The organism is Nocardioides yefusunii, from assembly GCF_004014875.1.
GTDB lineage: Bacteria > Actinomycetota > Actinomycetes > Propionibacteriales > Nocardioidaceae > Nocardioides > Nocardioides yefusunii.
Window position 1 is genome coordinate 366,829 of the sequence record NZ_CP034929.1, and the last position, 14,901, is coordinate 381,729.

The following is a 14,901-nucleotide window of genomic DNA, read 5'->3' on the forward strand; positions in this document are numbered from 1 at the left end:
GAGGGAACGTCCCGTCCGCGACGTTCCCCACTGCGATCGGAGATCTCATGAAGGTGCTGGTCACAGGTGCGAGCGGCTACGTCGGGAGCCGTCTCGTCCCGGCGCTCCTCGCCGCGGGGCACGAGGTGCGCGCGTCGTTCTCGTCGCCGGAGAGAGCACAGGGGTACGCCTGGGTGGACGACGTCGAGGTGGTCGGGATGGACGTCCTCGATCGCGACGCGGTGGCCGCCGCGGTGGGCGGGACGCCCGGCACCAGCGCGGTCGACGCCGTCGTCTACCTGGTGCACGGCATGGGCGGGAACGACTTCAAGGAGACCGACCGCAAGGCGGCGTTGCACACCGCGGACGCCTGCGCGGCCGCCCGGGTGAAGCGGATCGTCTACCTCTCGGGGCTGGTGCCGCCGGTCCCGCGCGAGGAGCTCAGTGACCACATCGACTCCCGGCTCGAGGTCGAGGAGCTGCTCACCGCCTCGGGCGTCTCCACGATCTCGTTGCGCGCCGCGATGGTGCTCGGTCAGGCATCGACGTCGTTCGAGCTGATGAGGCAGGTCGCCGAGCGGATGCCGGTGCACGTGGTGCCCACCTGGATGGACTCGAAGGTCCAGCCGATCGCGGTCACCGACGCGATCGCAGCGATCATCGGGGCGCTCGAACTCGACGAGGACACCCCGTCGCGTTCCTACGACGTCGGCGGCCCCGACGCCCTGCCCTACGCAGAGTTGTTGAAGAGGTTCGCCGAACTGAACGGCACCGCGAAGCCGCAGATCAAGAATGTCCCCGGCCTGCCCGGAGTCGTGGTCCGCAAGGTCGCGGCAGCGCTCGTCGACGTGCCGTCCTCCACCGTCGAGGCGATCATGGAGTCGCTGACCCACGACATGGTCTGCGCCGACGACGACTACGTCGCTGAACTCCTCCCCGACGGGCACGACGTGATGGGCGCGGAGGAGGCGATGAGGCACGCCCTCGACGTGGGCGAGGTGGAACCGGACGAACACGGGCACGCCGATCCGATGGGTCGGTGGCCCTCCGACCCCGACTGGGCAGGCTGAGTGGGCGGGCCGATCCCGGGGCAGGGGTTGGGTCACGGGCCGATAACCTTGGAGGCATGGCCAACGACCCCACCCTTGCTGCTGACATCGACGCGACCTGCCGCCTGAGCGGCGAGTTCACCCTCCGCTCCGGCACCGTGTCGAACGAGTACTTCGACAAGTACCTGTTCGAGGCCGACCCCAAGCTCCTCGACCGCGTCGCGATCGCGATGGTCGAGCTGATCCCCGAGGGCACCGAGCTGCTCGGCGGCCTCGAGCTCGGCGGCGTCCCGATCGCCACCATGGTCTCGGCCAAGACCGGCATCCCCACCCTCTTCGTCCGCAAGAAGGCCAAGGAGTACGGCACCTGCAAGCTCGCCGAGGGCCAGCCGGTCGAGGGCAAGAAGATCACCCTGATCGAGGACGTCGTCACCACCGGCGGCGCGGTCCGTGACGCCACGAACGCCCTGCGCGAGCTCGGCGCTGTCGTCGAGACCGTCGTCTGCGCGATCGACCGTTCCCCGGCCGACGTCAACCCGCTCGACGACGTCTCCCTCGAGGTCCGCCCGGTGCTGACCAAGGCCGAGCTGGACGCCGCGCGCGACGCCGCGCTCTGATCCCTTCGCGGTGAGCGTCTGCTGACGCCACGAGGCCCCTCCCGGAACGCTTCGGGAGGGGCCTCGTCGTACGTGTGGGGTTACGCAGTCGAGTCCGGGGCCGTGACTGCGGCGGGCCGGGGACGGTTGCCGAACTGCCCGAAGACGACGCCACCGATCACCAGCACAAAGCCGACCGCCTGCGGCAGACCGAACGCCTCGTGCGCCACGACCACGCCGATCACGGTCGCGGAGAGCGGGTTGAGCAGGCTGATCAGTGCGACACTGCCGGCCGGCATCTGCTGCATCGCCGTGAACCAGCACCAGTACGCGACACCGGTGCCCATGACACCGATCCACAGGTAGCCCAGCGCAGCGGGCAGGTCGATCGCCGGGGGAGCACCCTCGATCGCGAAGGCGAGCGGCAGCAGCATGACGCCACCGACGACGAGCTGCCAGGAGACCAGCGTCAGGTTGTCGACCGGCGGGTCCCAGCGCTTCACCAGGACCGCGCCGATCGAGGTGCAGGCGATCGAGGCGAACGCCCCGAACAGGCCGAGCGCGGTGATGCCGGTGGTGGTGCCGAGCACCATCAACGCGACGCCGACCAGGCCGACGACACCGCCGACGAGACGGTTCACGGTGGGGCGTTCACGCACCAGCACGAACGCCGAAGCCATCACCGCGAGTGGCAGCAGCGCCTGGATGGTGCCGGCGAGACCGCCCGGCAGACCGTAGGCGGAGAGGTAGATCAGTGGGAAGAACGCACCGATGTTGAGGACGCCGAGGACGACTGCCTTGCCCCACCAGCCGGCCGGCGGCAGGGTGCGGCGCCACAGCAGCAGCACGATGCCCATCGGCAGAGCGCGCATGAGGGCGCTGAACATCGGCCGGGAGTCGGGCAGCCACTTCTCGGTGACGATGTACGTCGTCGACCAGACCAAGGGGGCGACGGCGGCCAGGAGGAGCAGTCGCAGGGACGGGCGGGAGGAAACTTCGGGCACGTTTCATGCAATCACGCCGAAGGCCCCCGCCAGATGGGCAGGGGCCTTCGAGTGGAACAGAGGGGGGCTCAGACGTCCTTGCGGTGCTGGGCTTCGCCGGACGGCAGCGGCGGGACGTCCTGACCGAGGATGTCGCGGTCGGGGCGACCGTCGTGGTCCTTGTCCTCGGCCTCGGCGGAGTTGGTGCGCTTGTGGCGGATGAACTCCCAGGTGATCGGGATGATCGAGAAGGCCAGGATCGCCAGGATCGCGAGGTCGATGTTGTCGCCCAGGGCCGGGAACGTCGAGCCGAGGAAGTAGCCCAGGACGGTGATCGAGATGACCCAGGCGAGGGCGCCGATCAGCGACCACGTGAAGAAGCGGCGACGGTCCATCTGGGTGACACCCGCGACGACGGTCACGTAGGTGCGCACGAACGGAACGAAGCGACCGATGACGAGCGCCTTGTTGCCGTGCTCGTCGAAGAACGCCGCCGTCTGGTCGAAGTACTTCTTCTTCAGGATCTTGCCGTCACGTTCGTACAGCTTGGGGCCGATCGCCCGGCCGATCTCGTACCCGGCGATATTTCCGAGCACTGCTGCGACGGTGAAGAAGGCGAGCCCGAAGAGGAGTTCGACGATCGGTCCGCCGGGGAAGATGTCGATCTGCTCACCGGCGAAGAAGATGCCGAGCGCGAAGAGCAGGGAGTCGCCGGGCAGGAACGGGAAGAAGAGACCGCACTCGACGAAGATGATCGCCAGGCTGATCCAGAAGAGTTCGGCGCCGAAACGTTCCAGCAGCCACTGGGGATCCATCCATTCGATCTTCCCGATGCCGGGGATCGACAGCATGGGCTCGAGGAAGAGGGACGGATCCAGGAGTGCGCTCACGTCCGTCACCCTATCGGGAGCCTGTGAGAACCCCGACCTAGGCTGGACGCATGACCGGCCCTGACTCCCTTCCCGCTCCCTGCCCCGAGCCGGTGGTCCAGACCGATTCCGAGACTGTCGCGGCGTCCGAGGTCGAGCAGCGTGCCCCCTACGACCCGATGCCGCACGGACCCGCCGAGGTGGGGCTGGGGCCGTGGCCCGGTGGCCGTGACGCCTGGCCCGAGGGTGATCAGTACGACCCCGAACTGCTCGAGAACGGCGACCGTCGCAACGTCGTCGACCGGTACCGGTACTGGACGATGGAGGCGATCGTCGCCGACCTCGACACCCGACGTCACTCGTTCCACGTCGCGATCGAGAACTGGCAGCACGACTTCAACATCGGGACGATCGTCCGTTCGGCCAACGCGTTCATGGCTGCCGAGGTACACATCGTCGGCAACCGCCGCTGGAACCGTCGCGGTGCGATGGTGACCGACCGCTACCAGCACATCCGTCACCACGAGGACGTCCCCGCGCTGGCCGAGTACCTGCGCTCGATCCCCGAGGAGGACGGTGGTCCGGTGCAGCTCTACGGCATCGACAACCTGCCCGGTTCGTTCGAACTGGAGTCGATGGAGATGCCTGAGCGGGTCTGCTTCCTCTTCGGCCAGGAGGGCCCGGGTCTCTCCGAGCGTGCTCGCGAGGTCGTCGACGGCACGTTCTCGATCGCGCAGTTCGGCTCCACCCGCTCGATCAACGCCTCCGCGGCCGCGGCGATCGCAATGCACTCCTGGGTCGTGAAGCACGCCGACCTCTCCGCCGACGCTGCCTGGCGCGGCTGACACCGGCCGACCTCGCGTCGCTGGTACTCAGCGGGAATCGATCAGTTCGGCCAGTGCGTGAACTGACTCCTCGCCGCGGTCACCGGAGATCTGGGCGGAGTCGGGCATCGGCCCCAACTGGGAAGGCAGTTCACGCTCGGGAAGCTGCTGAAAGCAGGGGGTCCGCCCCAACTGCCTGCTGAATCGGGGTCAGGCCTGCGCACCGCCCCAACTGCTGCCTGGCAGCCACGCACCAGTCAAAAGTGCTGCTGGTCGGCCGATTTCACAGCACTTCTGACTGGTGCGCGAGTGATCCGCGCAGCGGAGCCACGGCGCATGAGGAGTGCAACTTCACCGTCCCCTCGCCGATCCGCAGGGCGGGGGCGGCGCGTGCCCCGAAGCGTCGTTGCCATTTCGTGATGGGCGCTGGTCGGAGTGCAGAAGCGGACCACTACCCTGTAGTCGCTGACCCGTCTGTCCTAGGAGAGTTCATGCCCATCGCAACCCCCGAGCGCTACGCCGAGATGCTCGACGCCGCGAAGTCGAAGTCCTTCGCGTACCCGGCCATCAACGTGTCGTCCTCGCAGACCCTCAACGCTGCTCTGCAGGGCTTCGCCGAGGCTGGTTCCGACGGCATCATCCAGATCTCCACCGGTGGCGCCGAGTACCTCTCGGGCCCGTCGGTCAAGAACATGGTCTCCGGTTCCGCCGCCTTCGCCGCGTACGCCGCCGAGGTCGCCAAGAACTACCCGGTGAACATCGCGCTGCACACCGACCACTGCCCCAAGGACAAGCTGGACGGCTTCGTGCGTCCGCTCATCGCCCTCTCCGCCGAGCGCGTCAAGCGCGGAGAGAACCCGCTGTTCCAGTCCCACATGTGGGACGGCTCGGCCGTGCCGATGGACGAGAACCTCGTCATCGCCGAGGAGCTCCTGGCCCTCACCGCCGCCGCCAAGATCGTCCTCGAGATCGAGATCGGTGTCGTCGGTGGCGAGGAGGACGGCATCGTCGGCGCGATCGACGAGAAGCTGTACACCACCCCCGAGGACGCCCTCGCGACCGCTCGCGCCCTCGGCGTCGGCGAGAAGGGCCGCTACATGACGGCCCTCACCTTCGGCAACGTCCACGGCGTCTACAAGCCGGGCAACGTCAAGCTCCGCCCCGAGATCCTCAAGAACGCCCAGGCTGCTGTCGCCGCCGAGCTCGGCCTCGCCGAGGGCTCGAAGCCCTTCGACCTGGTCTTCCACGGTGGCTCCGGTTCCACCGAGCAGGAGATCTCCGACGCCGTCGACTACGGCGTCATCAAGATGAACATCGACACCGACACCCAGTACGCGTTCACGCGTCCGGTCGCGGCCCACATGCTCGCCAACTACGACGGCGTCCTGAAGGTCGACGGCGAGGTCGGCAACAAGAAGCTGTACGACCCCCGCGCGTGGGGCAAGGCTGCCGAGGCCGGCATGGCTGCCCGCATCGTCGAGGCCTGCCAGAACCTCCGCTCGGCCGGCACCACCCTGGGCGCCTGATCCAGAGCTGAACACGCGAAGGCCCGCCATCCGTCAGGATGGCGGGCCTTCGCGCTGCTCAGACGCGCAATTGTCGGATTGATGCGCCGACACGCTGTGGCGGTGGCATCAATCCGACAGTTGCGCCGGGGCGAGGCAGCTACTGGTTCCAGAGGTGGTTCGGGTGGCCGGTGCGTCCGGGCGTCGTCGGCGGGATGTACGGGACGTCGCGTTCCTTCGCGTCGTCGCCGGACGGCTTGGGCGGCTTCGGGGCGCCGGGAGCTGCGCCCATGTGCTTGGGACGTTCCAGGAACATCACCGTCACCAGACCCAGCACGAGGACGGCCGGGACCACCCACAACGTCTCACGGAAGACGTCGGTGTAGGCCTGCATCACTGCGGGCGGCATGACGCCGTCGGTGGAGACCGACGTCGTCTCGGCGCCGCCCTCAGCCGCTGCGAGTCCGTGGGCGCGCAGGCGGGCGTCGAGCAGCAGGGCCGCGACGGCGGAACCGAGCACGGCTCCGATCTGACGCGTGGTGTTGTAGACGCCGGCACCGGCTCCGGCCTGGTGCATCGGCAGGTTGCGGTTGGCGGTCGCCGAGAGCGGACCCCACAGGCAGGCGGCGCCGCAGCCCATGACGGCCAGCACGACGATCGCCTTCCAGACCGCGACGTCGGGCGTCAGGAGCAGGCACAGCGACGCCATCGCGGCGGTCGCCAACCCGAACCCGACGGCGGTGATCCACTTCGGGTGCACCCGGTCGGTGGCCCTACCGACGACGCCGGCCAGGAGCATCGAGGCCAGCGCCAGCGGCGCCATCAGCAGACCAGACTCGGTGGGGGACCAGCCGCGCACTGCCTGGGCGTAGAGCATCAGCGGGAAACCCATCGAGGTGAACGCGAACGAGACGGTCGCGATCGCCACGTTGGAGGTGGAGAAGTTGCGGTCGCGGAAGAGTTCGAGCGGCATCAGCGGCTCGTTGCGGTTGCGGGCCTGCCACACCACGAACGCGACCAGGACGACGAGCCCGACCAGGATCAACTGCCACACCGTGACGGAGCCGATCGCCGGGCCCCAGCCGTTCTCGCCGGCTTCCTGGATGCCCAGAACGAGGGCCAGCATGCCCACGCCGAACAGGACGACGCCCGGGACGTCGAAGCGGTGCGGGTGGGTGGAGAGGTTCGGGACCAGCTTCATCGCCAGGACGAACCCGACGACGCCGACGGGGATGTTGACGAAGAAGATCCACTCCCAGCCCAGGTGGTCCACCAGGACGCCACCGAGCAGCGGGCCGGTCAGGGTCGCGAGTCCGGCGGCGGCGCCCCAGAGCGCCATCGCCTGGCCGCGTCGTTCACGCGGGAAGATGCGGGTGATGATCGCCATTGTCTGCGGGGAGACGGCGGCAGCGCCCAGGCCCTGCAGGGCCCGGAACGCGATCAGCGCGCCGATGCTGGTGGCGGTGGCGCACAGCAGGGAGCTGACGGTGAAGAGCACCAGCCCCACCAGGTAGACGCGTTTGGGGCCGAACCTGTCGCCCAGGCGTCCGCAGATCAGCAGCGGCACGACGTAGGCCAGCAGGTAGGCGCTGGTGACCCAGATGACCTCGTTCACGCCGGCGTCGAGATCGGCCATGATCGCCGGGGTCGCCACCGTCAGGATCGAGGTGTCGACCAGCAGCATGAAGAAGCCCAGGACGATCGCCCAGAGGGCGGGCCAAGGGTTCTCCATCGTTTCCGACGCAGGCCTGCCGCCGGCGGTGCCGTCGGGGGAGGAGGTCGTCCGGGTCACCGGACGCCTCAGTCCAGCAGTTCGTCGGCCGCGGCGGCCGAGGAGTCACGCAGGAACTGCGAGCAACGCTCCCACTCGTCGGTCTCGCCGATCGCGCGGGCCGAGAGGGCCAGCAGGGCGAGTGCGCGCAGGAAGCCGCGGTTGGGCTCGTGCTCCCACGGCACCGGGCCATGGCCCTTCCAGCCGTTGCGACGCAGCATGTCGAGCGAACGGTGGTAGCCGACGCGGGAGTAGGCGTAGACGGTGACGTCGTCGGCGCCGGCGTCACGGGCCTGCTCGGCGAGCGTGGCCCAGGCGGTGGGGGACGCCGGGTGAGCCTTCACGACGGCGGCGGGGGCGGTGCCGGCAGCCAGTTCGGCGGCGGCGGGGTCTTCGGGGAGGCGGGTCGCAGGGGGACCGGCCATCAGGTCAACGTGTTCCACTCCCTCAGGCTAGGCCACTGGCCGGCCCCCGAAATCGCACGTACCAGTCAAAAGCGCTGTCGAAACGACTGTTTCGCAGCACTTTTGACTGGTACGTGGGTGTCAGGCGGTGAGCAGGCTGCGGATCTTCTCCGCACCCAGAGCCACGACGAGCGTGGGCAGACGCGGGCCGCGGTCGGCGTCCACGAGCAGGTTGTAGAGCAGGGTGAACCAGGCCTTCTGGGCTGCCTTCACCTCGTCGGTCGGCTTGTCCTCCAGGGCGAGACCGGCCGCGAGCTTCGGGACGCCGTAGACGACCGTGGTGGCCACCTCGGTGTCGAGCTCGGTGGGCAGGTGCTCGAGCAGCAGGGAGACCCACTGCTTCTCCTCGTCGGAGAGCGCAGCCAGACGCTCGGCGTCGGCGGTCTCGCGCACCGTGGTGCGCTCCTCGGCCGGGACGAACTCGGCGGTCCACTGCATGGCCTTGGCCAGACGCGGCTGGAGGTCGGTGACGTCGTCGTGCGGGAAACCGACGTTGGCCACGACCTGCGAGATCAGGTCGGCGGAACCGGCGGTGACGTCGGCGACCGAGCTGAGCGCGCGGAACGGGGCCAGCACCTTCGCGGTGGCCAGCGGGCCGTTGGCGGTCGCGGAGGCACGCTCGTGGGCGAGCACCGCGACGTCGCGCTTGGCCGGGTCGGCGGCCTTCTTGGTGAGGGAGTCCCACTCGTCGTACAGACGCACGACCTCGGGACCGAAGTCGATGTCGAAGGTCTGCTTCGGTGCGCGACGCACGTACAGCCAACGCAGGATCGAGGGCTCGAGGACACGCAGGGCGTCGGTCGCGGTGGGCACGCCGCCCGAGGACGAAGACATCTTCTGCATGCCGGCGAAGCCGACGAACCCGTAGGCCACGAATGCCGGGGCGACGGCGTCGTAGAAGGTCACGATGTCCTTGCCGACGGTGTACGACGAGCCGGGGGTCGCGTGGTCGGCGCCGCCGGGCTCGAAGTCGACGCCCTCGAAGGCCCAACGCATCGGCCAGTCGATCTTCCAGACGAGCTTGCCCTCGTCCTGCGTGCCGACGTTGGTCACGTGGGACTCGCCGCACTCGCGGCAGGTGTAGGCCAGGTCGAGGGAGTCGTCGTCGAAGGACGTGACGTCGACGGTGTCGCGGCCACAGCCACGGCAGTAGGGCTTGTAGGGGAAGCGGGAGAGGTCTTCGGGCAGGGTCAGCGGGTCGACCGGCGCCGGGTAGGTCTTGTTGCCGTCCTCGTCGAGGACGAGGTTGCCCTCGGCGTCGACGATCGGCTCGGGCTTGGCCTTGGTGCGGTAGCGGTCGAGGACGGCGTCCATCGCACGACGGTTCTTGATCGCGTGCAGGACCTCCTCGCGGTAGAGGCCCGACTGGTACTGCTCGGTCTGGGACAGCTCGACCATCTCGACGCCAAGCTCCTCCAGAGCTGCGCGGAGCGGGGCCTTGTAGTGCTCGGCCCAGGAGGTGTGGCAGCCCTGCGGGTCCGGGACGGCGGTCAGCGGCTTGCCGATGTGCTCGGCCCACTCGGCCGGGACGCCCGCGGGGACCTTGCGGTAGCGGTCGTAGTCGTCCCAGGAGTGCAGGTGGCGCACGGCGACACCGCGGCGACGCAGCTCGTCGGCGACGAAGTGGGTGGTGAGGAACTCACGCAGGTTGCCCAGGTGGACCGGGCCCGACGGGGACGCGCCGGAGGCGACGGTGACGAGGTCGACCTTCTCGTCGAAGCCCTCGCCGACGCGGGCGGCGGCGTGACGGATCGCGTCGTCGGCGGCACGGGAGACCCAGTCGACGACGGGGCCGTCACCCTTGCCCTTCCCGCGGCCGCGGCGCTTGCCCTCGGTCGCTTCCTGGGCGGGAGCCTCGGTGGGGGTGGACTCGGCGGGGTTTGCGTCGGGAGCAGACACGCGAGGAACTCCTGTGCTGGGACGGATCAGTACCGGTGCGAACGCTACTCCCCGGCTCCGACCCCGTGGAAACCGCGACCGCGACCGCCGGGGACCGGCGGACGGCGACGTCGCGTGGGCGAAAAGGCCCTGAAATGGCGGATGGGCCGCAAGAGACATCCCCCCACGGCGTCCTTGCGGCCTCATCCAGTGGCGGTCGGTTTCCCCCCCAGGTCCGTGCCGCGCGGACTCAGTGTGCCACGAATCGAAGAGGCGTGAAGGTTTTTCATGCCAGTGGCACTAAGATGCCGCACATGGACTCCCAGCGTCACGCTCCGTCGAGTGCGTTCACGCCGCACCAGCAACGACTCCTGCGCCGCCTGTGGGCCAACCACGGCAAGCCGCTCTCCCGGGTGGCGGAGGAGTTCGGCAGCACCCGCGAGGGCGTCCTCGCCGAGATGGGCGACATCTTCGACATCGGACTGGTCGAGCTCGACGACGCCGACTGCATCCAGATGGTGCCGCCGCGCGAAGCGCTCGCGGAGTTGATGGTCACGCAGACGCGGATCATGGAGACGACCATGGCCCGCCTCAACCGCATGGGCAGCCTCGTCGTCGCGCTGGGGGAGGAAGGCGAGAGCAGGCGCAACGTCGCCGAGGCCGACCGTGACGCGACGACGCCGGTGGTCGACGTCGAGATCGTCCAGGGCAAGCCTCCGAGCCAGGTCCTCATGCAGTGGATCAACGAGGGGCACGGCACCCTCCGCTTCCTGCGTCCCGAGCAGTGGCGTCTCCCCACCGAACCGGTGACCGCAGCCGCGTTCCGCGAAGCTCTCGCCTCCGGTGTCGACGTGCGCGCCATCTACCCGGTCCGCGCCCTGCACCTGGCTCGGTCCGTGCTGGAGGAGCACCGCGCCAGTGGCGAGGACATGCGACTCCTGCCCGAGGTCCCTCTCCAGATGGCGATCGTCGGCACCGGTCACGCGATGGTCGTCTCGGGTCTGGGAGGCGACGAACTGCACACCGTCATCATTCGAGAGCCCCTGATCGTGCGCGTCCTGGTGGCCTACTTCGACTCCCTGTGGGACCAGGCCGCGAGCCTTCCCGGGGGCGACGAGGTGGGGGACCGCAGTGAGGAGCGACGCCTGCTGCTCACCCAGCTCGCCCGCGGCGCCCGTGACGAGCAGATCGCGAGGTCGTTGGGGCTGGGGCTGCGCACGGTGCGTCGTCGGGTCGCCGACCTGATGCTCGAGCTCGGTGTCGAGACCCGCTTCCAGGCCGGCGTCGAGGCGGTCCGTCGCGGCTGGCTCTGACCTGCCCTGACGGAGCCGGGTCAGCTCCCTGAGACGCTGCTGGCCACCGACTCCGGCAGCAGCAGGCGATAGGCGCCGGGCAGGACGTGCCAGGTTCGGGTGCGCACGTCGGACTCGAACTCGCCGTCGGAGGAGACCGAGAACGGCTCGTCGGGACGCAGCGAACGCACCGTCACCGTGCGCCCGCGCAGGTGCTCGACGTCGTGACGCTGACGCTGACGTCCCCGCAGCTTCAGCACGCCCGCCGCGAGACGGTGCGTGCCCGGTGCGGCGCGGGTGATCGTGACGTCGACCAGGCCGTCGCCGGAGAGGACCTGAGCGCCGGGCGTCTGGTCGGGGTTGGCGTTGCCGACGGCGACCGACAGGACGCGCTGGCGGGCATTGATGACCTTGCCGTCCACCTCGACCCGGATCCGCGAACCGAGTGGGGCGAACGCGGTGGCGAGGGCGCCGATCGGCTGTTCGAGACGGTCCAGGTTGGCCGGCGACACGCCAGCCTGCTCCAGGCGGTCCTTCCAGCGGGCCTCGACGTCGGCCACCGGTTCGCCGGCGCCGAGTTGGACTGCGTTGGCGACCACACCGCCCGCGTCGTCGGTGACCAGGTCGACCGGCGTCGGGACGCCCTCGACCAGGAGGCGCGCGGCCGCGGCGAGGTCGAACGGAAGCTGGTGCGCCCGGGCGAACCCGGTGTCAGGACCGTGGGGGAGCAGGGCGATGCAGGGACCGGGACGCCCGACGTCGCCGAGGTCGGCGTTGGCATGCAGTGCGCTCAGGACGTCGTGCAGGGCACCGTCGCCGCCGGCCACGACGACCGTGCGGGCGCCGCGCGCCGCGAGGACCTGTTCGAGCTCGGCCAGGGAGGCCGGGTGGGTCACCTCGACCTCGCCGGTCGCGCCCAGGACCTGCAGTGCGGGGCTGAGGTCGGAACCTCGGGAACCGACCGCGGAGGCGCGCTGGATGACCAGCACGTCGGTGGTGTGGGCGGCCGTGGAGGCGGGCTCGACGTCTCGGGACTGCATGGCACGACCGTATCGGCCACGGGTTCGAAGTCGGCAGGACGGGCGTCGCGCAGAACTTTGGTAGAGTCTCATCGCAAGAGCTCCGGTGCCTTGTGCACGGAGCTGTTTCTGTTATGAAGGGGGCTGCGATGCCCGCGATCATGGTTCTGGGTGCCCAGTGGGGCGACGAGGGCAAGGGCAAGGCGACTGACCTGCTCGCGTCCGAGAACGACAGCATTGACTACGTCGTACGCACGAGCGGAGGCCACAACGCTGGCCACACGATCGTCGTGAACGGCGAGAAGTTCGCCACTCACCTGCTTCCGAGCGGCATCCTGACCCCGGGAGCCACCTGCGTCATCGGCAACGGTGTGGTGGTCTCCCTCGAGGCTCTTTTCCGCGAGCTGGACTCGCTGGTCGCCCGCGGCGTCGAGCTCGCTCCGCTGTACGTGTCGGCCAACGCCCACGTCATCGCGTCGTACCACTCGACCATCGACAAGGTCACCGAGCGTTTCCTGGGCAAGAACCAGATCGGCACCACCGGTCGTGGCATCGGCCCGGCCTACGTCGACAAGGTCAACCGCGTGGGCGTCCGGATCGCCGACCTGTTCGACGAGTCCATCCTGCGCAAGAAGGTGGAGGCGGCGCTCGACACCCGCAACCACCTGCTCACCAAGCTCTACAACCGTCGCGCGATCGAGGTCGACGCCGTGGTCGAGGAGCTCCTCGCCTACGTCGACCGTCTGCGCCCGATGGTCGCCGACACCTCGCTGATGCTGAACAAGGCGCTCGACGAGGGCAAGACCGTCCTCTTCGAGGGCGCCCAGGCGACCATGCTCGACGTCGACCACGGCACCTACCCGTTCGTGACGTCGTCCAACCCGGTCGCCGGTGGCGTCTGCGCCGGTGCCGGTGTTGGCCCGACCCGCATCGACCGCGTCATCGGTGTCATCAAGGCGTACACCACCCGCGTCGGCTCGGGTCCGTTCCCGACCGAGCTCTTCGACGAGGACGGCATCAAGCTGCAGACCATCGGTGGTGAGATCGGTGTCTCCACCGGTCGTATCCGTCGCTGTGGTTGGTACGACGCCGTCGTGGCTCGCTACGCCGGTCGCGTCAACGGTCTCACCGACCTGTACCTGACCAAGCTCGACGTCCTCACCGGCTGGGAGAAGATCCCGGTCTGCGTGGCGTACGAGGTCGACGGTGTCCGTCACGACGAGATGCCGATGACGCAGACCGACTTCCACCACGCGACGCCGGTCTACGAGTACCTCGACGGCTGGACCGAGGACATCTCGGCGTGCCGCAAGTTCTCCGACCTGCCCGCGACGGCCCAGGCCTACGTCCTGCGTCTCGAGGAGCTCTCGGGCACCCGCATCTGGGCCGTCGGTGTCGGCCCGGGGCGCGAGGAGACCGTGGTCGTCCACGAGGACTGATCCTCCGCCTCCGTGCGTTGACGGCGCCATCACCCGCTGAGGGTGATGGCGCCGGTTTCGTTCGTCCGGGAACGGGAAAAGCGGGCAGGGCGACCGGCTCGTTCGTGCGCCTCGAGGGTGCGCAAGGAGCGGAAGGCCGCGTCAGGCGTGCGTGAAGTGCCGATTTGACCGAATCGTGGCCCGGGTGAGGCTGGATCTCGTCACTGGACTGGACCGGACGGTCGTCCCACTTGTGACGAGGAGTGCGACAGATGTTGCCTGAGTGACGTGTGGGGCGTGCGGGTGGGCGGTTGTCTGCGAAATGTGACAGCTGATGCACATATTTCGGGTAAAGAGGGGCAGGGTTGCCCCTTGTCACCCGGTCACAGTTTCGCCACGATGTGAGCCATGCCACAGGAAATCGATCTCGCCACCTTGTCCGTAGCCGTCACCGGCGCAGGACGCGGAATCGGGGCCGCCACGGCCCGAGCTCTCCGCGACGCCGGTGCCCGCGTCGTCATCAGTGACATCGACGAAGAAGCACTCGCGGAGACCGCCGGGGTCCTCGGTGTCAGCTCCTACCCCCTCGACGTCACCGACGCCGCGCAGTGGGAGGCGTTCGCTGAGTTCGCCGGGGAGATCGACGTCCTCGTCAACAACGCCGGGATCATGCCGGTCGGGAACTTCCTCGACGAAAATCCCGCCACCACCCGCGCCGTCTTCGAGATCAACTCCCTCGGACCGGTCCACGGCGCCCGGGCCTTCCTGCCGGGAATGATCCGGCGCCGCAGGGGCCAGGTCGTCAACGTCGCCTCCGCCGTGGGTCGCGTCGCCCTCGCCGGCGGTGCCACCTACTCGGCGTCCAAGCATGCCGTCGTCGGGTTCAGCGAGGCGCTGCGCGAGGAGGTCGCGCCGCACGGCGTGAACGTCTCGATGGTGCTGCCCGTGATCGTGCAGACCGACCTCTCCCAGGGTGTCGCCTCCACTCGTGGGGTGCCCGAGCAGGCCCCCGAGGACGTCGCCGCGGTGATCCTCGACGTGATGCGTCACCCCGTGGCCGAGGCCTGGGTGCCGCGCTGGGGTCAGCCGGTCGCCCGCGTCTCGATGGTCCTGCCGCGCTGGTTGCAGTCGCTGGCCCGCAAGGCCCTCAAGGCCGACAGCGTGCTCACCGGGGCGAACGTTTCGGTGAGGACCCCCTATGAAAACGAGGTACGTGTGCGCGCCGGAGCGTGAACACTTCTGCCTGAAGTGGCC

13 protein-coding genes are annotated in these 14,901 nt (G+C 69.0%); 7 read left to right on the forward strand and 6 right to left on the reverse strand.

The genetic code is table 11. The features are described 5' to 3' along the window. Nucleotides 1–47: 47 nt before the first annotated feature. Nucleotides 48–1,049 carry an NAD(P)H-binding protein gene (locus EOV43_RS01515; protein ID WP_164878606.1) on the forward strand — a complete coding sequence of 334 codons (1,002 nt, stop codon included), beginning with the start codon at nucleotides 48–50 and terminating at the stop codon, nucleotides 1,047–1,049. 56 nt (nucleotides 1,050–1,105) lie between these two features. Next, the gene (gene pyrE / locus EOV43_RS01520; protein ID WP_128219371.1) at nucleotides 1,106–1,645 is read left to right on the forward strand and encodes an orotate phosphoribosyltransferase; all 540 of its coding nucleotides are present in this window, start codon (nucleotides 1,106–1,108) and stop codon (nucleotides 1,643–1,645) included. A gap of 80 nt (nucleotides 1,646–1,725) precedes the next feature. Here pyrE and EOV43_RS01525 read toward each other — a convergent pair whose 3' ends face one another. Together EOV43_RS01525 and EOV43_RS01530 are read right to left on the reverse strand one after the other, a co-directional pair. Next, entirely contained in the window at nucleotides 1,726–2,628 is a 903-nt protein-coding gene (locus tag EOV43_RS01525) for a DMT family transporter (protein WP_128219372.1), read from the reverse strand. Between the two features lie 68 nt (nucleotides 2,629–2,696). After that, nucleotides 2,697–3,497, reverse strand: coding sequence for a DedA family protein (locus EOV43_RS01530; RefSeq protein WP_239022178.1), 801 nt, complete (start codon nucleotides 3,495–3,497; stop codon nucleotides 2,697–2,699). A 158-nt stretch (nucleotides 3,498–3,655) separates the two neighbouring features. On the opposite strand from EOV43_RS01530, the gene EOV43_RS01535 reads away from it, so the two are divergent. After that, on the forward strand, nucleotides 3,656–4,321 hold the full coding sequence (locus EOV43_RS01535) for a TrmH family RNA methyltransferase (protein ID WP_128222082.1): 666 nt from the start codon (nucleotides 3,656–3,658) through the stop codon (nucleotides 4,319–4,321). A 470-nt stretch (nucleotides 4,322–4,791) separates the two neighbouring features. After that, nucleotides 4,792–5,826 carry a class II fructose-bisphosphate aldolase gene (gene fbaA, locus EOV43_RS01540; protein ID WP_128219373.1) on the forward strand — a complete coding sequence of 345 codons (1,035 nt, stop codon included), beginning with the start codon at nucleotides 4,792–4,794 and terminating at the stop codon, nucleotides 5,824–5,826. A gap of 139 nt (nucleotides 5,827–5,965) precedes the next feature. Here the strand turns inward: fbaA and EOV43_RS01545 are convergent, their stop codons facing one another. The 3 genes from EOV43_RS01545 to lysS all read right to left on the reverse strand — a co-directional run bounded on the left by EOV43_RS01545 (nucleotide 5,966) and on the right by lysS (nucleotide 9,939). Then, nucleotides 5,966–7,597: an MFS transporter gene (locus tag EOV43_RS01545; RefSeq protein WP_239022179.1), complete on the reverse strand. Its 1,632-nt coding sequence runs from the start codon at nucleotides 7,595–7,597 to the stop codon at nucleotides 5,966–5,968. An 8-nt stretch (nucleotides 7,598–7,605) separates the two neighbouring features. Beyond that, on the reverse strand, nucleotides 7,606–8,019 hold the full coding sequence (locus tag EOV43_RS01550) for a DUF3151 domain-containing protein (RefSeq protein ID WP_239022180.1): 414 nt from the start codon (nucleotides 8,017–8,019) through the stop codon (nucleotides 7,606–7,608). 102 nt (nucleotides 8,020–8,121) lie between these two features. After that, complete coding sequence (lysS, locus tag EOV43_RS01555; RefSeq protein ID WP_164878607.1) at nucleotides 8,122–9,939, reverse strand: lysine--tRNA ligase; 1,818 nt, start codon at nucleotides 9,937–9,939, stop codon at nucleotides 8,122–8,124. 293 nt (nucleotides 9,940–10,232) lie between these two features. Between lysS and EOV43_RS01560 the strand changes: the two genes are divergently transcribed. Further along, on the forward strand, nucleotides 10,233–11,231 hold the full coding sequence (locus EOV43_RS01560; protein ID WP_128219375.1) for a helix-turn-helix domain-containing protein: 999 nt from the start codon (nucleotides 10,233–10,235) through the stop codon (nucleotides 11,229–11,231). A gap of 20 nt (nucleotides 11,232–11,251) precedes the next feature. On the opposite strand, the gene EOV43_RS01565 is transcribed toward EOV43_RS01560, so the two are convergent. Then, a complete protein-coding gene (locus tag EOV43_RS01565; RefSeq protein ID WP_164878608.1) occupies nucleotides 11,252–12,250 on the reverse strand; it encodes a diacylglycerol/lipid kinase family protein in 999 nt (332 codons plus the stop codon). A 128-nt stretch (nucleotides 12,251–12,378) separates the two neighbouring features. Here EOV43_RS01565 and EOV43_RS01570 point away from each other — a divergent pair, with 128 nt between their 5' ends. Together EOV43_RS01570 and EOV43_RS01575 are read left to right on the forward strand one after the other, a co-directional pair. After that, a complete protein-coding gene (locus EOV43_RS01570; RefSeq protein ID WP_128219377.1) occupies nucleotides 12,379–13,668 on the forward strand; it encodes an adenylosuccinate synthase in 1,290 nt (429 codons plus the stop codon). Nucleotides 13,669–14,055: 387 nt separating this feature from the next. Then, complete coding sequence (locus tag EOV43_RS01575) at nucleotides 14,056–14,880, forward strand: SDR family oxidoreductase (RefSeq protein ID WP_128219378.1); 825 nt, start codon at nucleotides 14,056–14,058, stop codon at nucleotides 14,878–14,880. The last annotated feature ends 21 nt before the right edge of the window (nucleotides 14,881–14,901 follow it).